Raw genomic sequence first — 24,099 nt, forward strand, 5'->3', positions numbered from 1 at the left:
AAATCCGTTTGCAAGCCCGTGAGCTCATCTCATAGTCCGTCAAATCCGTTTGCAAGCCCGTGAGCTCACCTGATAGTCCGTCAAATCCATCTGTACACCTATGAGCTCATCTCATAGTCCAGAATAACCTTCATCAACACAAAAACTGCCAGTTCACCTCATTCAAACAGGTGTGCTGGCAGTTTTTTATCTACTTAATCGATCTATTCATTCGGATAGCCGTATTCAGAACCGTTATTTTCTTGTTCTTTCTTCAATCTTAAGAATTCGCGTTTTGAAATGAGCTGGCCATCTGTTGTCATATATTTCTTATTAATATCTCTCGTTTCTTTATCGAGATAACTGTAAACAATTGGAATAATGAACAGCGTTAACAATGTACTTGTCGCAAGTCCACCGATAACAACGATACCCATCGGAGCGACCATCTCTTGTCCTTCACCGAGACCAAGCGCAATTGGTAACATACCCATAATTGTCGTAATCGCCGTAATCAAAATTGGGCGGAAACGGTTTTGAACGCTGACTTCGATCGCTTCATATGTGTCCATACCTTTCGCTTTTTGCTGTAGGATAAAGTCCACGAGTAAGATCGCGTTGTTCACAATAATACCGATTAACAATACTGCACCGACCATCGCGATAACGCTGAGTGCATTTTGAGTGATGATGAGCGAAAGTGCAACCCCAATGAAAGCAAGTGGTATTGTCATCAGTATTGCAATTGGTGCACGTAATGATTCAAATTGTGCTGCCATGACTAAGTACGTAAATATCACACCGAGAATGAGTAACAATGCAATCTGCGGTAATGCGTCGAGTAATAATTCGACGTTTCCACCGACATTATATGTCGTATCATCGTGGAATTCATAGTCCTCGAGTATATTGTTTAATTCAGTGTACGCATCATTTAAGACCATATCGCTGTCATACCAAACTGTAATCGAGCGGGCTTCACTGAGCGAATCACGTAAAATCATAGGCTCTGTCTCAACTTCTTCAAATGAGGCAATGTTAGCAAGTGCGATATATTCGCCTTCGTTATTCGGAATTAAAATGTTTCCGAAATTTTCTTCACTATCTAATATCGATTCTGGATACTTGACGTTGATCGTTAAAAATTCACCGTCATGTTCCATCGTCGTTGCCGCAATACCGTTTGACGCATTGAAGAGTTGCATTGCAACTTGAGCCGGAACGAATCCTTCTTCCATCGCATCCTCTTCGTCGATGATGATTTGTAATTCACTGTTTTCACCATCTGCTGAACTTTCAACAGCATTGAACGTTTCATCTTCTTCTAAAATGAGGTCAATAAGTTCCGCTTCTGTTTCATCCAAACGCTCACGGTTATCATCAGTTAATGTAAACGCGAGTGTATTCGGTTCTCCAAGACCTGCTTCCATCATTGGAGATACTGCAATATCTGCACTTGTGTCAGACTCAATGATGTCTTCTTCAAGTGCATCGATGACATCGAATGTGGATGCATCACGATCATCAAATGGAACGAGCGTGACCATGATTTGACCAACATTCGCTTCTGTACCGAAGCCCATCATCGGGTTACCGCCAATCGTACTTAAATAACTGTCCACATTTTCATTTTCTTTAATGATTTCTTCAATACCTTGAACTGTTTCAAATGTTTCATTCAGTAAGACACCTTGTTCTTTTTCTACAGTGACGATAAAGACCCCTTCATCACTTTCAGGCATAAATTCCATCCCTTGGTTAGATACGCCCCAAATTCCCGCAACAAATACGAGCACCGCAAAGACTAATACAAGGAATCTATGACGTAATGTGAAGCGCGTCATTTTACGCAGCGCTGACATTTGCGTCGACTCTTTTCGTGCAGCTTCGCTCATACCTTTAGGAACTTTCAAGAAACGGCTTGCGAGCATCGGTACGATCGTCAATGCAACAAAGAGTGACGAGAATAAACTAAAGACGATTGCGAGTGCAAGTGGTACAAACAATTGACTGATGATACCTGTAACGAATACAACAGGTAGGAATACAGATGCAGTTGTCAACGTTGCTGCGATTACTGCAGATGTAATTTCTTTTGTCCCATCTTTTGCTGCTTGCATGCGTGGTTTACCCATGGACATGTGCCTGTAAATATTCTCGATAACAATGACGGAGTTATCGATGAGCATACCAATACCGAGTGCTAATCCACCAAGCGTCATCATATTGATTGAGAAATCAACGAAATAGAATAGGGCAAAGGTCGTCAATATTGAGAATGGAATTGCAAACCCAATAATGAGTGGTGCACGTACAGTTCTTAGGAATATGAACAGTACAAGCATCGCGAGTCCAGCCCCGCTAATCAGTGCCACATAAACACTGTCGATCGAATCTGTGATGTACTGACCTTCATCATATACAACAGCATAGTCAAAGTGATCGTATCGCTCATCTTCGAGCAATTCATCTAACTCTGAACGGAACTCACTGTTGACGAGTGCTGCATTCGCACCATCTTCTAGCATCATGTCGAGTTGCAATGCATCCACTTGATTTAATTGAGTAATGATTTCGTCTTCTTCACTGTTAAATGTAACTTCAGCAACATCATCTAGCGTCACTGACGTTACTTCGCCTTCTTCATCTGGCATTTCAAGCAGGACGATTTCACGAAGTTCTTCTATCGATTCAATATTTGCTGTCGTCCTAGTCGTGATTGTATAACCTTCCTCTTCATCGACAATCGTTCCAGCAGGTACGGATAAGTTTTTAGATGAAATTATATCTGATATATCTTGTTGTGATAATCCGTAGTTTTGTAATTCTGCTGTATCAAGCTCAACTAAAACTTCACGTGTTTCAAGACCAGAGATTGTAAGTGAAGCAACACCTTCAGTACGCTCTAACTGACGTGTAATTTCAGTCAGGTCATTTTCAATTTGTAAATTGTCACTCAGTTCTGAGTTCATTGCCATCTGTAACGATGGGAACATCGTGATGTCGAACTCGATGAAGGCAGGATCATTCGCACCTTCTGGCAATTCAGCCGTTTCTAGAACATCTCGAACCTCGAGTTCAATATCACTGATCGTCATATCGAAGTTAAACTCTAGTATGATCAGTGAAGTACCTTCTTGTGTTTGTGATTGTAAATTGTTTAAACCTGTGACAGAACTTAAGTCTTCTTCCAATGGTTCTGTAACGGTCTGTACGATTTCATCTGGTGATGCACCAGGATAACTTGTTGCAACGACCGCAATCGGGGGATCAATATCTGGCATTAACTGCACAGGTAGTCGCGTCAATGAAACGACACTTAAAATAACGAGCATGGCCATGACGACAATGGTGAAAATCGGTCGTCTAATAGAAAACTGTGTAATATTCAATTTGAAATCTCCTTATGTATTATGAATTAAATACGCCTTTTACGTAGTAACGCATAAGCGTTCTGTAGCTGTGGAGGTACTCTGGGTTGTCGGATAGTAGCAAGTGCCCTTGGAAAAATCGAAGTAAATCCGAAACTTTATAAAGTTCTTCCATCTGCTCTTCTGAATAACCAGATTCTCTTAACTTTTTGTCCGTAAACTTCTGAATGTAGTCATTAAATATAATTTCGACATTTTGTTCTTTTAAGGCACCTTCTAAAAATTTAATTGTTTCTGGATTTAGCGCTTCTGCAACAATTTTATTTTCCTTAAAAGTGCTATAGATACGCTCAATTGCCTCGTCGAATATATCAATCACATCATCATCAAAGTTCACTGTCTCAAGCATTTCATCGTAAATACGCTTGTTCTCTGCAATGAAAATTTTCGTAAATACTTCTTCTTTTGATTGATAATAATTGTAAAAGCTGCCCGTTGCCATGCCTGCTACTTCAGTGATTTTACTAATGCTGGCTGCTTTAAACCCAACATCAAAAAAAACACGATATGCAGCGTCATCAAGCACAGCGCGCTTATCTGTAATCTCCGTCATTATTCCCTTCTGAATGAATTGAAAAAATATTCATTCATTATGCTATCACATCGGTTTAATCAGTTCAAAAAATATACACTTTCTTTTTATCGGCAAATGTAATGTGCGTTATAATAGATGAGGAATGTGGAATAAGGAGTATTTTTGAATGCATAAAGTAGAAGTGAAAAAGGTAAGTTTTAAAGAAAAAAATGAACATCTACTCATCGATATAAATTTAAGTTTAGAGAGTGGATCAATCTATGGTTTGCTTGGAAAAGACGACCGCAGTTTTAGTCGTTTATTTGGCTTGATAGACGGTTATCAAAAACCAGATGGTAAAATCTTAATCGATGGCGAGACAGTGTTCGAGAATCGTGACGCTCGAGATAAAATTCATTATCAAAGCAATCAAGATTTCTCATTTGAAGCGAGAGAAATACGCTCACATTTTGAGTTGTTAAAGTCATATAACGAACATTTTGATATTGACTATGCCAATGCACTGCTCAGTGATTATGGTATTAAAGTGTCCAGAATGCTCAATTCTCTTAAGTATGATGAGACACCGATCATCGATGCGATTGTTGCACTCGCATCAGGTAAACCCATCGTGTTGCTTGAAGGTATTCATCACAGAATGAAATCCGCAACGAGAGAGATATTTTATAAACATGTGGATGCGTATCGAAATGACTCTAGAATTATTGTCATCTCCTCATCTGAGTCAAGTGAAATCGAACATCTGCTTGACCACCTAATTATTTTTAAAGAAGGTGAAGTCATCGTTGATGAACCGGTGGAGATGATACAAAATAGAGGATTTCGAGTGACTGGGACAATCAATAACATACTGCAGATTTCTCAAGATAAGAAAATCATCCACGAAGAACATTTGGGTGAAGTAAAATCTGTCATCATGCTCGGTGGCATGACTGAGCGTGACAAAGCATACATCGAACGTAATCGTGCGTACTATTCTCCACTTAAAATTCATGAGCTATACGAATATATGGTTGGGGGTGCGACACATGAGTAAATCTAGAGAAAGACAGGCTAGTGTCGAACTGATACAAAATCAAATGATTCTTATGTTGCTCATGGTAGGCGTGATTTCTCTAGTCATGTTGTTATATGGTATTTTTAATGATGGTGAAGCAGTTGCGCCATACGTCGAAACGACGCTGAGAATCACAGCGCTGTTTGCACTCATATTTGGTATCTTATTGCCGAAAAAGTTAGGAAGTATGAAGCGACTATATCAACTGGGGTTACTGCGCATGGATATTTTCAAGACATACATCTATGTCGCGTTGCTATTTGTTCTGAACACAGTAACGCTTATTTTATTCATCGGTGTTTTCATCAACCTATTACCGATTCTAAATGCCTTAAATTCATCGTTAACAACGGAGACAATCATTGCAATACTGGCAGGGATTCTATACATCTTCGGTCTCTATGTGGCCGGTGTTGTGTTGACAATCACGATAAAAACCAACACGTTGTATTTTGTACTCACTTTGATTGGGATTGCTTTAACGCTGCAACCATTGATATCACTTTCAACAAATATATTAGTATTGATAGCACCGATTATTTTAATTGTCGTGACACTCGGTTTACTCTATGTGACGCTTAGCCGTTACATCATTAAATAAACGAGTCAATATGATAGTATAGAAATGAGTGGAGGTACTCACATGACTGCATATAAGGATAGACAGCTCGTCGAAGAAAAAGTATTTAAAGACCCTGTGCACAGGTATATCCATGTGCGAGACCAAGTGATATGGGACCTGATAAAAACACCGGAATTTCAGCGCTTACGTCGTATCAAACAATTGGGAACGCTGTATTTGGCATTCCATTCTGCGGAACATTCAAGATTTAATCATTCTCTTGGCGTTTACGAAATTGTCAGAAGGATGATTGAAAACTTTAGAGAGTATGAGGAATGGGATGAGAGTGACCGATTGCTCGTATTATGTGCAGCACTGTTACATGACTTGGGTCACGGTCCATTTTCACATAGCTTTGAGAAAATTTTTGATATTGATCATGAGGATTTTACACGTAAAATTATATATGGAAATACAGAAGTAAACCGTGTGTTAAAACGCGTGAGCACTGATTTTCCACTGCAAGTTGGACAAGTGATTGATAAGTCACACCCGAACAAACTTGTTGTCAGCATGATCTCATCGCAAATTGATGCAGATCGCATGGACTATTTACAGCGTGATTCCTACTACACAGGTGTGAGTTATGGTACGTTTGATATGGAACGTATCTTACGCGTCATGCGACCGGGTAAGGACGAAGTCATCATTAAAGAGAGCGGCATGCATGCGGTTGAAGATTACTTGATGAGTCGCTATCAAATGTATTGGCAAGTCTACTTCCACCCCGTATCACGCGGTGGAGAAGTGCTCTTAAACCGTGCACTTAAACGTGCGAAAAATTTGTACGAACAAGGGTATGTGTTCAAGCAAGCACCAAAATATTTAATCCCATTTTTTGAGAATCATATCGAAGTGGAAGACTATGTAAGGCTTGATGAGACGGTGATGAACTTCTATCTACAAGAGTGGATTCAGGAGTCAGATGAAATACTGAGCGATCTATCACATCGCTTCGTCAACCGTGATCTGTTTAAACACATCCCATTTGATGGTTCCATGCTGACCTTCGGTGAGCTTACGGAACTATTCGAAGCGGCAGGCATCAATTCTGAGTACTATCTATTCAGTGATTCATATAGTGATTTGCCGTACGATTATGACAGACCTGAAGCGCGCAACAAGCGAAGGCCGATTCATCTGTTGAAACCCAATGGCCAGATTCACGAGATCAGTTCGCAGTCGACAATTATTCATAGCATTACAGGGCTTCACCGCAACGATTCGAAGTTGTATTTCCCGAAGGATAAAATTAATGATATTAAAGATTTGGAAATTAAAGGTGATATCATCAACTTATTAAATGAATTGGGGTAATATAAATGGTTAAATTTAACATTATAAAAAACGATCCACTCGATGGACATAAAGGTGTAAACGCAGGCTCAATTAGTTTAGAGAACGTTGCACCGCTATATATAGATATTAATACAGGCGAGACATTTATCGACTTAGGTGGACTTCATGCACGTGCGGATGTTGAGACCCGCGTGAAATGGGTGACCGATAAAAGTATTCCAGAAGGCGAGGGTGCCCGCGAGTTCTTTTTAGTGTGGGTTATGGTAGAACGCACGAAAATCGGTCCTGTCTACCAAGGTGTTACATCGTGTTATCAGATGATTAATAAAGAGAAAAAACGTGGATACAAGCTCATGCATGAACACGTCAATGCACTCGATAAATCTATGAAGGGCATCGTTGATGTTTCAAACATGGATACGAAATCGAAAGGCTACTTGAAGAAGTTTTTAATGAACCACAACGAAGAGATGTGGAAGAATTCTAAAGCATTACAAGAAGCACTGGAAGATGCAGAAGAAGTTTAAATAGACGACCAAGTGTCGTCTTTTCTTATGGTATAATTTAGCTATTATTTTAGGTGGGAGAGCATATGGAAACACAGTACCGATTATCACAAACCGTGCGTGGACAAGGACCGGTAAAAAGGTTTTCGGCAGATATCATGGTAGAAGTCATCGAAAAAAAAGATGTTTACTTAAGATATAAAGAGAATCTAGATGAACACGAGCTAGACGTTGTGATGCGCATCGGAGATGGTGATGTTCGATTATCGCGTCGCGGTATTATTCAGATGAATTTTCATTTTATACCTGGCGTGTACACGGATACTTTTTACGAATCACCGGCAGGACGCCATCATTTTAAATTATTCACGAAACAATTGAAGGTTGAAGCTGATCGCGTGGAGATTGAATATGAACTATATGAAAACGATGAGAACATCGGTCATTACTTATACATAATAGAAAAGAGTGGTTAGTATGGATCTTAAAGATCAATTAAGGGTTGTCATTAAAGAAGCAATTATTAAAGCAGGAATTACAGAAGAAGTACCAGATATCAAAGTGGAAATTCCGAAGGATACGAGCAATGGAGATTTCTCTACGAACATAGCGATGGTTTTAACTAAAATCGCGCGTTCAAATCCACACGATATTGCAACGCGTGTCATTGAGAATCTTGATTTAGAGAAAGGTGATATAGACAGTGTCGATATCGCTGGACCGGGTTTTATCAACTTTAAAATGAAGACGGGTTCTCTCACTTCTATCATTACGAAGGTGCTCGAAAAAGGGGAAAATTATGGACGCACGACGCATGACGTGCCACAGAAAATTCTGTTAGAGTTTGTCAGTGCGAACCCGACAGGAGATCTCACGATGGCACATGGGCGTCATGCAAGTTTTGGTGATACACTAGCAAACATTTTAGACGCAGCAGGTCATAATGTGACACGTGAATATTATGTCAATGATGCAGGGAAACAAATCGAAAATTTAGCACGTTCGATTGAAGCACGATATTTCCAAGCACTCGGTGAAGAACGCGATATTCCAGAAGACGGTTATCACGGTAAAGATGTCATTACGCTAGCAACAGAACTCGTAGAAACCCATCCGGAGTTAAAAAATATGGATGAAGACGAACGTATTCGAACACTTCGTGATATCGGTGTGACGTTTGAAATGGACAAGCTTAAGAAAGACTTAGAAGACTTCAATGTGCGCTTTGACAATTGGACACGTGAGACTCGACTATATGAAGAAAACAAAGTAGAAGTAGCGTTAGAATTACTCACTGAACGTGGCCATACATACGAAGAAGATGGTGCACTTTGGTTAAGAACAACAGAATTTGGTGACGATAAAGACCGCGTATTAAAGAAGAGTGACGGATCATATACGTATTTAATGCCAGACATCGCATATCACTTTGATAAGTTAAATCGTGGTTATGATCAGCTCATTAACCTGTTCGGTGCGGACCACCATGGTTATGTGAACCGATTAAAAGCGTCGGTTGCAGCGCTTGGATTTAACCCAGAAATGTTAGAAATTCAAATTATGCAAATCGTTCGTTTGATTAAAGACGGTGAAGAAGTGCGCATGAGTAAGCGTTCTGGTAAATCTGTGACGATGCGCGACCTAATGGAAGAAGTCGGTGTAGATGCTGCACGCTATTTCTTAGCGATGCGTAGTTCAGACACACACTTTGATTTCGACTTAACGCTCGCTCAATCTGAAACGAGCGACAACCCTGTGTATTATGCACAATATGCGCATGCACGCATCTGTTCAATTTTAAGAAAAGCTGAAGAGGAGAACGTTGACTTTAATCAAGATGTTAACTTAGATGTGATTGAAGCGGAAGCGGCACTGAACTTGTTAAAAGCCGTTGCGGAATTTCCGAATACTATTACAGGTGCAGCAAACAAACGCGCACCACAACGCTTAACTAATTACATTCAAGATGTCGCAAGTTTGTTCCACAAATTCTATAATGCAGTGAAAATAATGACAGCAGATGAAGATGTCAAACTGGCGTATTTACAACTCATTTCAGCAGTAAGAATCACTTTGAACAACGCACTCAACCTGGTCGGTGTCAATGCACCAGAAAGGATGTAATGGATGCTGAGAAAACTTTTCAGTTTTATGCTTGTGGGCTGTTTTACTTTAAGTGCGACGGCCCATGCGGATGAAAATGAGGACATGCGCATCGTGTCACTCATGCCATCAAACACCGAGGTGTTGTATGAACTCGAGTTGCTAGATTACGTGGTTGGCGTGACGACAGTAGATTCGTATCCAGAAGAACTGGAAGAGATGGCTATCGTTAGATTCGATTCGATGAACTTAGATGTTGAAGAATTAATCACACTCGAACCGACACATATTTTAGCGCATGAAATCAACATGTCGATGTCTGAAGATATATTGGAACAAGTGTCGGACACGATTGATGTTGAAATTTTAGTCGTTGAAGATAGTGAAGATATCGACGGCATTGCAAAATCTATATTGGAAATTGGTGAATTTCTTGAAGTAGAGGATGATGCGGAAGAATTGGCAGAAGAATTTTTGGCGCGTGTCGATACGTTAACATTTGAAAGTGAACGAGATGCAGAAGTCATGGTATTTGTTTCACTTCAACCAGAAATTTACACGGTAGGTGATGAGACGTTTATCAGTTCAGCGCTGGAAGTACTCGGTTTAGAGAATAGCTTTAATGATATAGAAGGTTATCCATCTGTCAGTAAAGAAGACATTCTTGTTAAAAATCCTAGGTATGCGATCAATATTACTGGCATGGATGATATGGAATTCGAAGATGCGGTTCTTGATTTAAATCTCTCGAATCTTGACATTAATGAAGCAAGTCAGCAGTGTACAGTTGATCCAGATTTACTCGCAAGACCGGGGGTTCGCGTTGTGGAAGGTATAGAAGCAGTGCGTTCATGTATCGATGAATAAGAAAGTCGTAACGCTCATTATTGCTATCGTCATCGTTGGTGCACTGAGTCTGATTATTGGCAGTGCAAATATATTTACATTAGATACTGCTGAGCGACATACAATTATGTTTGATATACGTTTACCACGCGTGTTGATGGCGATTGTTGTCGGTACATCACTCGTCATGAGCGGCTGGGTCCTGCAAGTCGTTTTAAGAAATCCGATGGCCGACAGTTTCACACTCGGCATGGCAAATGCGGCAATCCTAGGCAGTGCACTCACTGTCTCTTTAGGGTTGCCTATTTTCTTTCAACCTGTCGTCAGCGTGCTGTTTGGGCTTTTATCTTTAGTCATCGTCTTAGCGCTCGCTTTTACAATCGATAAAAACTTTGCGAATGAAACGCTAATCATCAATGGGATATTACTCGGCGCACTGTGGAGTGGGGTGTTGTACATCATCATCTTGATGAATCCAGGTAAAACACAACAGATTGCACAGTATATGTTTGGATCATTTGCAAATGCGAATCATTCGCTCGTATTGTGGCTGGGATTATTGACGATAGCTGCACTGTTCATCATCTTAAGCATGCATAAATCAATAGATTTTTTAAATCTTGGAGATGAACGAGCACATAGTTTAGGCGTGAAACCAGAAAAATTACGTCCATTATTAATTATTATTGCGAGCATTCCACCACTAGTCGCAATTAGCTACACAGGGATGATTGCAATTGTCGGAATTATTATCCCACAGCTCATTTTGTACGTAAAACCGATGCGTTTTAAAGATGTGATGGTATTCTCGGTACTATACGGCTGTCTTTTTATGATCATCATAGACACGATTGGACGGACAGTTATCGCACCGATTCAAATTCCAACAGGTGTAATGGTCATGCTTGCTTCTGTCCCGATATTATTTTTTCTCATGCGAAAACGATTATTTCGTATGAAGTAAGTATGATTTAAATGAAGGAGAACGAATATGAATATAAAACCGCCGAAAATTTTAGCTTATCAAGAAAATGTGACTTACACGTCTGTCTTAGAAAATGTAGACCAGATGTTTGATGCTGTGGAAATTATTGATGCTTGTTTTGATTCCAATGAGTTAGAAAGACTTATGACATACGGCTCTATTATTAAAGATAGTGATTTATCAGGTAGTGAATTTGATCGTGCAGACTTGACGGATACGTGTTTTATCAACTGTGATTTTTCCAATACGACTTTCAAAGCAGCGTCGGTACATCGTGTCGAATTCATAAACTGTAGAATGACCGGTGTAACTTTTGATGAAACAATTATGAAACACGTAAGATTTCAAGAGTCGTTGTTCAATTTCTCAGCCATAAATGAATCGAGACTTGAAAATGTAATTTTTGAGGAAACTAGAGTTGTCACGACAGATTTCTTCAACGTCAAATTTAAAAATATTGCCTTTGAAACATGTGATTTAAATGAAGTGGGGTTTATCGATACATCACTATCCGGTGTAGATATCAGCGCCTCATACTTTGAATCAATGAGCATAAAGAAGGAAGATTTAGAGGGATGTATCGTATCTAGTTTACAGGCAGTACAAATGGCTAAATTAATGGGACTTGTTGTAAAGGATGAGTAAATGATTATTTCGTATATAGTAAATAATATTTATGATAAAATATACATAACTATATAAAAGAGGAGTTTGATCATGACACGTATTAAGATCGAAGATATTATTAATATTAAGTCAGTGGCGAGTCCCACTGCGATACCAAATTCAAATAGCGTTGCATACTATGTTACGAAAATTCGTGAACAAGATAATGATTATGAAACACATTTATATATGAATGATGGTGAATCGAATCATCAACTCACATATGGCAACGAACGTATATCATCAGTAAAGTTTTCAAAAGATGGTAAGTATGTATTCTTTTTAGCACTTGCCGATAAAAAACAGCAAGTATTTCGCATGCGTATGAGCGGCGGAGAACGCGAACAAATCACGCATGAAAAAGATAGTATTACTGGATTTGAAGTCTCAAATGATAGTTCACGTTTGTATTACAATGTGTCATTAGAAGTTAACAAAATTCATGCAGAGAAAGATGAGGAAAACGAAGAGCAAAAAGATGCGATTGTTGAAGAAAAGGTAGAATCTAAAGGACAGCAAAAAGATAAAAAGAAAGATTTACCTGAGCCAGTTGTAATCGATCGTATGAAGTATAAGTTCGATAGTGTGGGTGTTCTAAAAGAAAAATACGCTGAAGTGAAAGCCATTGATTTGGATACGCTTGATGTAGAAAGTTATTTATCAGCAGATATGATTAACTATAACGTCAAGGCAGCAGGTCATTCATTCGTCATATTCACTAGCGATGAAAATGATAATCCTGACTTTAACTTTAGTGCTTCGTTATTCATAAAAGAAGGCGATAACTTAAAAGAGATTCCGACGTCAGAAGGGTATATTTCGAACGTAAAAATTTCACCAAATGAAAACTACATCGTTTTTGCTGAAATGAGCCGTGAGTTTGAAAACGCCACGCATCCAAAACTATTTGTGTACGATCTAAAAAATGATAAGAAGATTGGAATTACAGATGACTTAGATCGACCAGTAGGCGGTATGGTAGCGACAGACATGCATCAATCAGCAGAGATGGAAGGCGTCGTATGGATAGATGACACTACATTCCTATTTGTCGTTGCAGACTACGGCAACGTAAATTTATACCGTGGTACGGTTGACGGTCATTGCGAAGCAATACTCGAAGATACACATGAAATTTATGGTTTGTCAGCGAATAAGGATTATGCATTTTTAGCAATTTCTACACCGACAAAACCCGGTGAAATATATCGATTGGATTTTAAGACGAATGTGCTTGAAACGTTGACGACGTTTAATGAAGAATTTGTAGAAAATCGCACGCTTGTTGAACCGGAATCGATAGTGTTTAATAGTAAAGATGGTACAGAAGTTCATGGCTGGATTATGAAACCTGCTGAGTTCGAAACAGGCAAAAAATATCCACTCATTACGAACATTCATGGTGGACCACATGCATTATACGGGAATACATTCTTCCACGAGATGCAAGTATTGGCAGCAAGTGGTTATGGTGTGCTCTATGTCAATCCACGCGGATCACACAGTTATTCTCAAGCATTTGTTGATGCAGTGCGTGGAGACTATGGCGGTGGTGACTATGAGGACATTATGGCTGGTGTCGATCATGCAGTCAGTAATCATGATTGGGTAGATGAAGATAATCTAGGCGTAACAGGTGGTTCTTATGGTGGATTTATGACCAACTGGATCGTTGGACATACGGATCGATTCAAAGCTGCGGTAACTCAGCGTAGCATTTCGAACTGGACAAGCTTTCGCGGTGTTTCTGACATCGGTTACTATTTTACAGATTGGCAAATTAAAGCTGAGTTTTCAGATATCGAAAAAATGTGGCATCATTCACCTATCAAATACGTAAATCAGATGAAAACTCCTTTGCTAATATTGCATAGTGAACGTGATTTCAGATGCCCGATGGAACAAGCAGAACAGCTCTTCATCGCATTGAAGTACGAAGGTGTAAAAACGAGATTCGTGCGCTTCCCAGAAGCAGATCACAACTTATCTCGTACTGGAAAACCTAACTTGCGCATTAAACGACTAGAGTACTTAACGGAATGGTTTGATAATCTTTTAAGTCAATAAAATATATTGTGAACTCCGACGAACGAAAAAATTGTCGGAGTTTTTTTATTCCATGATAATTATTATTCGAATAGGGAGTAGTCTTATTGAATGAAGACCCTCAATATATGATATATTAAATCCAAACAAAAATAGGAAGGTTGCGTGACAGAAGTGTCAATTTATAAAGATAAAGTACAGCAATTTACACAAACAGTTGATGTAGATTTTATAATGATTACCGAACCATTGAACGTCTATTATTTCACGGGAGTTCTAATTCGTCCGCACGAGCGCATGCTTGCATTACTCATTAATACGAATACAAATGAAACAGCACTTGTTTACCCAGCGCTTGATGAAGGTATGGTGACTGGTGCGACGAATCTTACTAAAAAGTTACCATTCAGTGACGGTGAAGATGCATTCCAATCCATCTATGATTTTACAGATGGTCAATCAATTGGTGTTGAAGGTGACGTTTTATCGTTTAATCGATACAAGAGATTACGAGAGAAATTTGAAGATGAAAACATTGTTGCAATCGATACTGAAATTTCAAACGCTCGCGGCATCAAGACGAAAGAAGAAAAACAATTGCTTTTAGATGCAGTAGAAATTACTGAAAAAGCACTGGCGGATTTAACATCACGTGAAGTGATTGGTATGACTGAAGCAGAAGTAGCGTCATATTTAGTCGACCGTATGAAAGCATACGGTGGCGTCGGACCTTCATTTGGCCCAATCGTATTGACAGGTGCAAACTCAGCACTTCCACACGGTGTGCCAGGTGATACGAAAATACAATCCGGTGATTTTTTACTCATCGACTTTGGTGTCGTTACGAAAGATAATTACGTGTCAGATATTACACGAACGTTTATTGTTGGTGAGCCGACAGATAAACAGCGTGAAATTTATGAAGCCGTTCTCGCGGCGAATATCGCAGGAGTAAAAGCGACAAAAAAAGATGCGGTTATTTCAAGCATTGATAATTCAGGACGCCATGAAATTGAGTCAAAAGGGTATGGTGAATACTTCACACACCGCATTGGACATGGTCTTGGACTTGATATTCACGAAGCACCTTCGATGGATAAAAACAATCACGATACGTTGATCAGTGGTAATGTCGTCACGATTGAACCCGGTATTTATATAGAAGGATACGGTGGTGTCCGTATTGAAGATATGTTGTTTGTTGATGATGAAACAGTGTCATTAACAAGCTATCCAAAGTCTATTGAAGATGCCGTCTTAAGAAAGGGATGAAAGATCTATATGTTAGATTTCTTTTTAGAATTAGATTTATGGATGCAAGCGTTGATTGCGACATTGTTCACGTGGACGATGACTGGTGTCGGTGCTTCATTTGTATTCTTCACTAAAGAAGTGAATGAAAAATTTTTAAATATCATGCTAGGGTTTGCTGGTGGTATTATGATTGCAGCCAGCTTTTGGAGTTTACTCGAACCAGCGATAGGTATGAGTGAAGACCATCCGATAGGTCCGTGGTTTCCTGTTGCGGTCGGGTTCTTACTCGGAGGATTGCTCATTTACTTATTCGATAAATTAATTCCACATATTCATAGGAACTCGAATCAGTTGGAAGGTTTGCGGGCAGAAGAAAGGCGACGTTCCACGTTGCTCGTATTTGCAATGACTTTTCATAATATACCAGAAGGACTAGCGATTGGTGTTGCGTTTGGAGCAGCTGCTGCGTCACAAGATCCTGCGTTAATTATTGGGGCCATAACACTATCACTCGGGATTGGATTCCAAAACATCCCGGAGGGTGCAGCGGTTTCGCTGCCACTTCGCGGTGAAGGGATGAGCAGGAGAAAAAGTTTCTTTTATGGTTGGATGAGTGCAATTGTTGAGCCAATCTTTGCAGTAGTTGGGGTATTATTAATTGCCTTTATGACCCCGATTTTACCATACGCATTAGCAGTGGCAGCAGGTGCAATGATTTTTGTTGTTGTCGAAGAAGTCATTCCATCAACACAACGATATGGGTACGCAGATATTGCGGCAATTTCCTTAATGGTAGGATTTACGTTAATGATGATTTTGGATGTTTCACTCGGATAATTTTAAAAGCACCCTTATAGTTGAAGTATGAACTTCAGCTACAAGGGTGCTTTTATATTTGTTTTAATGAGTTAACTACAACACTCTAGAATTTGCACGTTTCGTTCCTGGTGCACCGTCAGGGACACGCATCAAGAAGAAAATACCCACAATAATCATCAGGAGTAAACTCGTAATTGCTATGCGTGAAGCAAGTGGCCCTAAATCTGCTAAAACCAATGTGATTGTACCGTATATAAACGGTCCAACAATGGCTGATACTTTTGCACTAAATGCAAACAGTCCAAAGAATTGTCCTTCTTTTCCTTGCGGTGATAACTCGATAATCAAAGTTCGAGACACAACCCATGTTGAGCCCATGGCTATTCCAAATAATACTGCTGCGATCCAGAACGTCCACATCGGCAATGGCAATGCCGCAACTAACACAGCGAAACCGAGCAACAGGCTGATATAAAAGAACGTTCGCTTTGAACCGATGTTTTTATTGATATACCCAAACACGATAGCACCGATGACACTAAATACCGTCGCAACTAAAAAGATGATAATAAATTGATCTGATGAAAATCCGACGACTGTAGTCGCATACGGTTGCATCATCGCAATCGCAGTCATCAACGCATCGTTCACAAAGAAGTAAGCAATCATAAAGAAAAATATACCTGGATAGTTTCTAGCTTCTCTAAACGTATGATAAATATCGACATACCCTGCAAAGAACGACTTTCTTTTTGCAGCTGTTAACTCTCGGTTGGGTCGCTTCGTATCTTTGTTAATGAAAAACAGCGGTAAAGCGAACAGTAAGAAGAATAGACCTGAATAGATGAACTTCCCACTGAAGTCTCCATCACCAGTTAGCCATAATACTGTAAACACACCGAACAAAGTACCGAGGTAACCGAGTGCAACGCCGTAACCTGAAATGAGTGGGATCTCTTTATCCTTACCTAAACTCGATAGCATTCCGTCGTAAAATACGTTACCCGAACTATAAAAGAATCTCGCGATAACAAACATCAACACAGTGAGTAAAAGTCCAGTTGGCACACCAAACATCTCTCCGAGGCCACGCTCAGCGAACACACCCATTAAAATCGTTGCACTGACAGCTAAAATCGTGAACATGACAACGAATGGTTTTCTCCTTCCAGTGCGGTCCATCGACACACCGTATAGTGGGCTGAACAAAATGAGCAACGCTGCTGCTGCAGCATTGGCATAAGCTACGATTGTCGAGGCAATTTGTTCTAGTCTTGCATCACCGCCGGCAAACTCTGTTATGTATTGTGGGAAAAATAATGTAACGATATTCGCACTGAAGATTGTATTGGCAAAGTCGAACAATGCCCACGCGATTATCGGTAATGACAAGTACAGTTCTATCGGGGTACGTGTACCCAACTGTTGTTGTTTTCTCAAAGCGCACACCTCGCTATTAATTATGTGATTCAAGGTCATTATACATATTATTTGTAAATTTTAAGTAAAAATTTTTATATTTACATAGATAAAAACCAAGCATGTTGATTCAACAACGATGCTTGGTTTCTGATTTAGATATACAATCGACTATTCTCGTATGCTTGAATGTCATTGATAACCATATTTTTTAGTGCAGTTGATGTCGTCAATGAAGGTATGACATGTAATTTTTTTTTGATTGACATCCGTTTCAAGTTATCATTCATTTCATTAAACATTTTTTCAGGCATGAAAAATAAAGGCACAACGATGAGCTTATTATATCGACGGATTGCATTCGGCAACAATTCTTTATAGTCCATGGCGCCATTTAACATAAAACCCTTCACGTTCACTCCAACCGCATCAAAAGTACTTACAAAATGTGCGAGTTCATCATTCGGTAATTTAAGTTGGTTATAGCCGAGTCCAATAAATGCAACCATGTCTTTATCTGTCGCTAAATGTACCAGCTGCTCAGTTAAAATTTCCTTTAAAAATTTATGCTTTGAAAATGGATAGGCAATGGAAATCGTTACCCATGGGTGCGTATGATTAAAAGTCGTGATCACTTCTGGTAATACTTCATGTTGCTCATATGTTGAGAAAAATGTTAAAGGCGTAATGCGAATTGAAGTCTCACCACTATCGATGTAACTTTCAATCATCGCGTATATGTTTGAATGGCGACTGTTCAAAACAATGATGTCAAAGTTTTGAATGTGAGGTGCGAGTTGCTCATAAACGTATGATTTAAACGCATCATCATCACGGTCAGCATTGACGCCGTGTACGAGTAATAAATGCTTCATGACATTCATCCTTCCACCGAAGTATGTTTCAATAGAAAATAATCAACCATTTTCATCTGTTTCATCTCAAAGATAATTAGAAGTATTTTAACATACTTATGGTGGAAATAACTATTGTAACCTCATCTATTTATAGTATATTTAAGGTTATATTACCTTGGAGGTTTCAAACAATGTCATTCGATGATATTTGGCTACCTGACTTTTGGCCAATTTTAATGTCAATGTTTATATTGCAGATCATCTTGCTCGTGGTCACATTTACGATGTGTTTGTTCAAGCGAGAGTTCAACTATATGAATAAAATTAAGTGGTTACTTGTCATTGTTTTCGTTCATATGATTGGACCGTTATTATTCCTTATTTTAGAACGAGATTAATCAACTTTGATCTGTTCGTAAATTTCATACCATTCAGGAAAAGCCTTTTTGAAGTTTACCGTTTTAAATTCACCATCGACTTTTTTAACCACTGTGTGTACAGTCGTACCCTCTGTGCATAGGACACCATCCTGATCAATGATCTGGAACCCATACACAACTTTGGCTTTACCATTTTCAGCAACCCACGTACGAACAAAGGCACGATCTCCATACTTCAATGCTTTCTTATAAGTAATGTCAACATTATATACCGGTGCATAGTATCCTTTTGACTCCATCGAGCGATAACTATAACCGATATCTTCTATTAACTGCTCACGTCCTAGCTCTAACCATTTCACATAATTCCCATGATAAATAACACCCATCATATCTGTATCGGCATATAATATTTGAATTTCTCGCTCTGCAACATATCCTTTTTCCATAAAAATTTCAGTCCTTTTTCTTCTTTTTAAATATCGTAAACGCTTATGTGAGTCGGATGCAACTTTTATGATATTCATTGTAAAATTTTTACTATAATATAATTAATAGAACATAATATTATATAAGTGAGGGATTTTATGAAAGGTAAAAAAGAACAGCTTATTTTAGGATCGGTATTTTTAATTGCCGGCGGATTTATTGTCACACTAGAGCGACTGATTAATCATGTATATTGGTTAGGACAAGTCCATACAGGGGCGTTCCCAACTGTACCTGAGTCGGGCGTATTCTCTAATTTATTCGTCTCCTTATTTTTGTTAATAGGGGTTAATTTCTTTATTCTGTATTTCAAAGATTATTTTAAGGAAATACATTGAGTTCTTGAATGTTGCAAATCTGAATAACAATCATGGTAATATATAGTTATTAACTGTAAATGGGTGATCCAATGATATTAAGATGCCTGTCGATTATTCTCATGTTGAGTCTGTTTGTTATGCTCACACCAGATAAAATACATGCGCAAGACAATAATTTATTGAACATGATAGAAGTCCGCAGTGAAGATGGATGGACGAATGAAGTGAACACGATGGTTGCGAATTTGAATCGAGTCGACGCGCGCATTCATCGCCATACGAACGCTAATGGTGTACGCATTATTTTAATGGATGTCCCGTTAACGGACTTGCCGGAGTTTGCACATCTCAGTGGCTCCGTTCCATCCGGTTGGTCAGAAACTGGACTGACTTGGGATGAAGTACCTGGTGCGGGTGGCCAAACGGTGGCAGCACGTATCGGTTATAGTCAACCAGGAAATTCCCATTCAGTCATCAACTTAGAACTCCATGAGTATGCACATGCTGTGGATGACTTTGTTGCAGGATATAAACTTAGCAATAGTGAGGAATTCAGACAGATTCATAGTAGAGAACAAAACTTATTATTTTATGATCACGCAGTCCCTAATTATTTTAATATGACGTCAGAGTATTTTGCAGAAGCATTTGCACTTTACTATTACGGTGAAAGCTCACGTAATAGATTAGCCACGCGTGCGCCAGAAACATATCAGTTTATCTCGCAGATACATAACAAGCTATTATCTGTAGATAGTACGACAGGCAATTCGGTCACTTTATCGTTTACGCCACTGTCAGATGCTACGACTTACAATGTATATAGAAACGATGAACTCGTTGGTGAAGTACCTGCTGGTGAAGGTGGATTCACGGATACTGGGCTGGAACTATCGACGACTTACGGATACTTTGTACGTGCGGTCGATGCGAATTGTACAGAAATTATGACATCATATAGCACAAATGCAACGACAGGTGCAGAGCCAGATCCTGAGACGACTGAAGAAGAGGTTGTTGAGGAAGAAGTAGTTGAAGAAGTCGTAGAAGAATCAAATGATGAACCAGTTGAAGAGAATGAAGAAGTCATAGAAGAAACAACTGAGGAAGAAACAGTTGTAGAGGAAACTCCAGAACAACCAGAAGTTGAAGAGGAAACTGTTGAAGAAAGTACAACGGATGAAATTCCAGAATTTGAGGAAGTCACTGTTGTTGAGGAAGAACAGGAGACTGAAGAATCAGTAGATATTGAAGAGCTTGAGGATGAAACGGTAGAAACGGAAACGCAGCAAGTCCAATCTCGAAATGATGACGGATACCCTATATGGGTATACATGCTCAGTGGATTACTTGGTACGATCGTGACGTTCGGTGTGTTGTACATCTTATCCAGACGCATGAACTAAACATAATAAAGAAGTTAAAATAGGGAACTCTACGGAGGTTCCTATTTTTATTCTGAATTTCCACCTTGACTTTTATACCCATAGGGGGTATATTATATTTGAGATGAAAATTAAGAGGTGAATAACATGACTGTCGAACAAAAAGAAAGTAACATCAAAGTTCCTAAACACGACAGTAAAGATAATGACCTGTTGATCAAACGTTTGAAACGCATTGAAGGACAGATCCGTGGTATTCAACAAATGGTAGATGATGATCGTTATTGTGTAGATATTTTAATTCAAATTTCAGCTGCACAATCGGCATTAAAAAATGTCGGTTTCCAACTGACAGAGCGTCACATGAAGCATTGTGTGCATGATGCAATGGTTAAAGGTGACGGAGATGAATCGGTAGAAGAATTGATGGCTGTACTAAAACAGTTTTCTAAATAAGTGAGGTGAACTTACAATGGCAAATGAACATGCTGAATTTAAAATTACAGGTATGACGTGTGCGTCGTGTTCTGCACGAATCGATAAAGTCGTTAATAAGTTAGATGGGGTCAGTCAGGCGACCGTTAACTTAACAACGGAAAAAGCGACTGTCGATTTTGATGCAGATAAACTGACACGTGCTGAAATTATTGAACGTATCGAGCGCATCGGTTTCGGTGCTGCTGAAATATCTGAAGAAATGGATTTAGATGCCAAAAAAGAAGAGGAAGAGCGTAAGTTAAAGCGTAAGCTGATCATCTCAGTTATTTTAACGACGCCTTTACTCATTACGATGCTCGACCACTTGTTTGGTATGAATTTACCAGCAATTCTGATGAACCCATGGTTCCAACTCGCTTTAGCGACGCCGGTTCAATTCTATGTCGGTTGGCAGTTTTACGTTGGGGCATTTAAGCGTCTGCGTTCTTTCTCAGCGAACATGGATACATTAGTTGTGATGGGTACTTCGGCTGCTTACTTCTATAGTTTGTATGAAGGTATAATGTGGCAGCTCGGCTATACGCAACACCCACACTTGTATTTTGAAGCGAGTGCAATGATTATTACGTTAATCATGTTTGGTAAGTATTTAGAACATAAAGCGAAATCACAAACATCAACTGCAATTGGGAAGTTGCTCAGCATGCAGGCGAAAGAAGCGCGTGTGTTAAGAGACAATGAAGAAGTAATGGTTAGTGTTGAAGATGTTCAAGTTGGAGATTTGTTGATTGTTAAACCAGGTGAGAAAATTCCAGTGGACGGTGTTATTGTGAAGGGTGCGAGTGCACTTGATGAGTCGATGTTAACGGGTGAGTCAATTCCTGTGGAGAAAACAGTCGATGATGAAGTTGTCGGTGCGACGCTGAACACGAACGGTACGATTACGATGCGCACGACGAAAGTCGGTAAAGATACTGCACTGAGCGCAATCGTTAAAATCGTTGAAGATGCACAAGGTGTGAAAGCGCCAATCCAACGATTAGCGGATGTGATTTCATCATACTTCGTGCCGATTGTTATCGGAATAGCAACGCTCACTTTTATCGTATGGTATTTCTTTATCTCTAATGGAAATGTGGAAGCTGCACTAATCCCAGCGATTTCAGTGTTGGTTATCGCATGTCCATGTGCGCTCGGATTAGCGACGCCGACATCGATCATGGTTGGTACTGGACTCGGTGCTGAAAACGGAATTCTGTTTAAGGGTGGAGACCATCTTGAAAAGACGCATCTTGTTGAGACGATTATTTTTGATAAGACAGGTACGATTACTAAAGGTGTGCCCGAAGTTACAGATTACATCGGAGATAAAGAGACACTTAGACTTTTATCGAGTGCAGAAAATGATTCAGAACATCCACTCGCGAAAGCAATCGTTGATTACGGTGTAGATGAAGGCGTCCAGCTTGCGGGTACAGAGCAATTTGAAGCATTGAGTGGGCACGGTATTCGTGCAGTTGTTGACGGTCGAGAATTATATGTAGGTACGCGTAAGTTAATGCGTGATCAAGGCATCGATATAGGCTCTGCAGATGAAGATATGTCAGTCTATGAGTCACAAGGTAAAACAGCGATGTTAGTGGCTGTTGATGGTGTCTTAGTTGCAACGATTGCCGTACAAGATACAGTCAAAGACAATGCGAAGGAAGTCATTGATAAGTTACATGAAGAAGGAATCGAAGTCATCATATTGACTGGAGATAATCAGAGAACAGCTGAATATATTGCGAATTCAGTGGGTATTGATAAAGTGTACGCAGAAGTATTGCCAGGCGACAAAGCCGATATCGTTCAGTTAGAAATGGACAAAGGTAAAGTCGTTGCGATGGTGGGTGACGGTATTAACGATGCACCTGCACTGGCGGTCAGTGATATAGGTATTGCAATTGGAACAGGAACAGAAGTTGCCATTGAAGCGGCAGATATTACGATCCTTGGCGGAGACTTGTCGTTGATTTCAAAAGCGATTAACTTGAGTCACAAAACAATCCGTAATATTAAACAGAATTTATTCTGGGCGTTCTTGTATAATACACTTGGTATTCCGATTGCGGCAGTTGGACTTTTAGCGCCATGGGTTGCAGGTGCAGCAATGGCATTTAGTTCAGTCAGTGTGGTAACAAACTCGCTAAGATTAAAGCGTGCAAAATTATAAAAAATTATTTTGGAGGAATTTATAATGAAAGAAACATTAGTAGTAGACGGTATGACATGTAGCAAATGCGAAGCGGCAGTGACAAATGCATTGAACGAAGTGCAAGGTGTGAACAGTGTATCTGTAGATTTGTCGACAGGTAATGTAGAAGTAGAGCATGACAATGTAGATAAGTCAGTGCTTGCAAACGCAATTGAAGATCAAGGATATGACGTAAGAAAATAATAGGTTAGATTTATAGCGTGCTTTCTGGGATTGACTGGGGAGCACGCTTTTTTTGTTTGGATTTTGTGTTTAAAGGTTATTTTTGTGTCCGTGAGCAAATCTCATAGTCCGTCAAATCCGTTTGAGTGACCATGAACTCATCTCATAGTCCGTCAAATCCGTTTGAGTGACCGTGAGCGAATCTCATAGTCCGTCAAATCAATTTGCGTGTCAGTGAGCAAGT

Annotated in this window: 23 protein-coding genes; 18 read left to right on the top strand and 5 right to left on the bottom strand. The window is 39.5% G+C overall.

From position 1 onward, the window contains the following. Window positions 1-203: 203 nt before the first annotated feature. Window positions 204-3,371 (bottom strand): efflux RND transporter permease subunit, encoded by a 3,168-nt coding sequence (locus BMW30_RS07265; protein ID WP_091475318.1) that lies wholly within the window; start codon window positions 3,369-3,371, stop codon window positions 204-206. A gap of 19 nt (window positions 3,372-3,390) precedes the next feature. Continuing rightward, window positions 3,391-3,963 carry a TetR/AcrR family transcriptional regulator gene (locus BMW30_RS07270; RefSeq protein ID WP_091475320.1) on the bottom strand — a complete coding sequence of 191 codons (573 nt, stop codon included), beginning with the start codon at window positions 3,961-3,963 and terminating at the stop codon, window positions 3,391-3,393. A gap of 148 nt (window positions 3,964-4,111) precedes the next feature. Here BMW30_RS07270 and BMW30_RS07275 point away from each other — a divergent pair, with 148 nt between their 5' ends. The 12 genes from BMW30_RS07275 to BMW30_RS07330 all read left to right on the top strand — a co-directional run bounded on the left by BMW30_RS07275 (window position 4,112) and on the right by BMW30_RS07330 (window position 16,166). Continuing rightward, window positions 4,112-4,981 (top strand): ATP-binding cassette domain-containing protein, encoded by an 870-nt coding sequence (locus BMW30_RS07275; RefSeq protein ID WP_091475322.1) that lies wholly within the window; start codon window positions 4,112-4,114, stop codon window positions 4,979-4,981. After that, window positions 4,974-5,603 carry a hypothetical protein gene (locus tag BMW30_RS07280; protein ID WP_091475324.1) on the top strand — a complete coding sequence of 210 codons (630 nt, stop codon included), beginning with the start codon at window positions 4,974-4,976 and terminating at the stop codon, window positions 5,601-5,603. Before BMW30_RS07275 ends, BMW30_RS07280 begins: the two co-directional genes overlap by 8 nt. 42 nt (window positions 5,604-5,645) lie before the next feature. Next, a complete protein-coding gene (locus BMW30_RS07285; protein WP_091475327.1) occupies window positions 5,646-6,941 on the top strand; it encodes an HD domain-containing protein in 1,296 nt (431 codons plus the stop codon). A 5-nt stretch (window positions 6,942-6,946) separates the two neighbouring features. Further along, a complete protein-coding gene (locus tag BMW30_RS07290; protein WP_091475328.1) occupies window positions 6,947-7,450 on the top strand; it encodes a YwhD family protein in 504 nt (167 codons plus the stop codon). A 65-nt stretch (window positions 7,451-7,515) separates the two neighbouring features. Next, window positions 7,516-7,905, top strand: coding sequence for a YwiB family protein (locus tag BMW30_RS07295; RefSeq protein WP_091475330.1), 390 nt, complete (start codon window positions 7,516-7,518; stop codon window positions 7,903-7,905). Between the two features lies 1 nt (window position 7,906). Continuing rightward, window positions 7,907-9,553: an arginine--tRNA ligase gene (gene argS / locus BMW30_RS07300; RefSeq protein WP_091475331.1), complete on the top strand. Its 1,647-nt coding sequence runs from the start codon at window positions 7,907-7,909 to the stop codon at window positions 9,551-9,553. Between the two features lie 3 nt (window positions 9,554-9,556). Continuing rightward, window positions 9,557-10,399, top strand: coding sequence for a helical backbone metal receptor (locus tag BMW30_RS07305; RefSeq protein WP_091475333.1), 843 nt, complete (start codon window positions 9,557-9,559; stop codon window positions 10,397-10,399). Next, entirely contained in the window at window positions 10,392-11,342 is a 951-nt protein-coding gene (locus BMW30_RS07310) for a FecCD family ABC transporter permease (protein WP_091475335.1), read from the top strand. Before BMW30_RS07305 ends, BMW30_RS07310 begins: the two co-directional genes overlap by 8 nt. 27 nt (window positions 11,343-11,369) lie before the next feature. Beyond that, window positions 11,370-12,008 (top strand): pentapeptide repeat-containing protein, encoded by a 639-nt coding sequence (locus BMW30_RS07315; RefSeq protein ID WP_091475337.1) that lies wholly within the window; start codon window positions 11,370-11,372, stop codon window positions 12,006-12,008. Between the two features lie 72 nt (window positions 12,009-12,080). Continuing rightward, complete coding sequence (locus tag BMW30_RS07320; RefSeq protein WP_245705654.1) at window positions 12,081-14,096, top strand: S9 family peptidase; 2,016 nt, start codon at window positions 12,081-12,083, stop codon at window positions 14,094-14,096. A gap of 144 nt (window positions 14,097-14,240) precedes the next feature. Then, entirely contained in the window at window positions 14,241-15,347 is a 1,107-nt protein-coding gene (locus tag BMW30_RS07325; RefSeq protein WP_245705655.1) for a M24 family metallopeptidase, read from the top strand. Between the two features lie 9 nt (window positions 15,348-15,356). Next, the gene (locus BMW30_RS07330) at window positions 15,357-16,166 is read left to right on the top strand and encodes a ZIP family metal transporter (protein ID WP_091475339.1); all 810 of its coding nucleotides are present in this window, start codon (window positions 15,357-15,359) and stop codon (window positions 16,164-16,166) included. Window positions 16,167-16,241: 75 nt separating this feature from the next. Here BMW30_RS07330 and BMW30_RS07335 read toward each other — a convergent pair whose 3' ends face one another. Together BMW30_RS07335 and BMW30_RS07340 are read right to left on the bottom strand one after the other, a co-directional pair. Next, complete coding sequence (locus BMW30_RS07335) at window positions 16,242-17,588, bottom strand: MFS transporter (protein WP_245705656.1); 1,347 nt, start codon at window positions 17,586-17,588, stop codon at window positions 16,242-16,244. A 134-nt stretch (window positions 17,589-17,722) separates the two neighbouring features. After that, window positions 17,723-18,442, bottom strand: a complete 720-nt coding sequence (locus tag BMW30_RS07340) for a sirohydrochlorin chelatase family protein (protein ID WP_091475343.1) — start codon at window positions 18,440-18,442, stop codon at window positions 17,723-17,725. 173 nt (window positions 18,443-18,615) lie between these two features. On the opposite strand from BMW30_RS07340, the gene BMW30_RS07345 reads away from it, so the two are divergent. Next, a complete protein-coding gene (locus BMW30_RS07345; RefSeq protein WP_180366259.1) occupies window positions 18,616-18,822 on the top strand; it encodes a PLDc N-terminal domain-containing protein in 207 nt (68 codons plus the stop codon). On the opposite strand, the gene BMW30_RS07350 is transcribed toward BMW30_RS07345, so the two are convergent. Further along, window positions 18,819-19,253, bottom strand: coding sequence for an acyl-CoA thioesterase (locus BMW30_RS07350; protein WP_091475346.1), 435 nt, complete (start codon window positions 19,251-19,253; stop codon window positions 18,819-18,821). The two genes, BMW30_RS07345 and BMW30_RS07350, sit on opposite strands and share 4 nt — an antisense overlap. 138 nt (window positions 19,254-19,391) lie before the next feature. On the opposite strand from BMW30_RS07350, the gene BMW30_RS07355 reads away from it, so the two are divergent. The 5 genes from BMW30_RS07355 to BMW30_RS07375 all read left to right on the top strand — a co-directional run bounded on the left by BMW30_RS07355 (window position 19,392) and on the right by BMW30_RS07375 (window position 23,876). Next, window positions 19,392-19,631 (top strand): hypothetical protein, encoded by a 240-nt coding sequence (locus tag BMW30_RS07355; protein ID WP_091475347.1) that lies wholly within the window; start codon window positions 19,392-19,394, stop codon window positions 19,629-19,631. Window positions 19,632-19,702: 71 nt separating this feature from the next. After that, window positions 19,703-21,019 carry an anthrax toxin lethal factor-related metalloendopeptidase gene (locus BMW30_RS10610; protein ID WP_180366260.1) on the top strand — a complete coding sequence of 439 codons (1,317 nt, stop codon included), beginning with the start codon at window positions 19,703-19,705 and terminating at the stop codon, window positions 21,017-21,019. 126 nt (window positions 21,020-21,145) lie between these two features. Further along, window positions 21,146-21,454, top strand: a complete 309-nt coding sequence (locus BMW30_RS07365; protein WP_091475349.1) for a metal-sensing transcriptional repressor — start codon at window positions 21,146-21,148, stop codon at window positions 21,452-21,454. Between the two features lie 16 nt (window positions 21,455-21,470). Continuing rightward, window positions 21,471-23,651: a heavy metal translocating P-type ATPase gene (locus tag BMW30_RS07370; protein WP_091475351.1), complete on the top strand. Its 2,181-nt coding sequence runs from the start codon at window positions 21,471-21,473 to the stop codon at window positions 23,649-23,651. Between the two features lie 24 nt (window positions 23,652-23,675). Then, window positions 23,676-23,876: a heavy-metal-associated domain-containing protein gene (locus BMW30_RS07375; protein ID WP_091475353.1), complete on the top strand. Its 201-nt coding sequence runs from the start codon at window positions 23,676-23,678 to the stop codon at window positions 23,874-23,876. The last annotated feature ends 223 nt before the right edge of the window (window positions 23,877-24,099 follow it).

This window comes from Aliicoccus persicus, assembly GCF_900110815.1.
GTDB classification, from domain to species: Bacteria; Bacillota; Bacilli; order Staphylococcales; family Salinicoccaceae; genus Aliicoccus; species Aliicoccus persicus.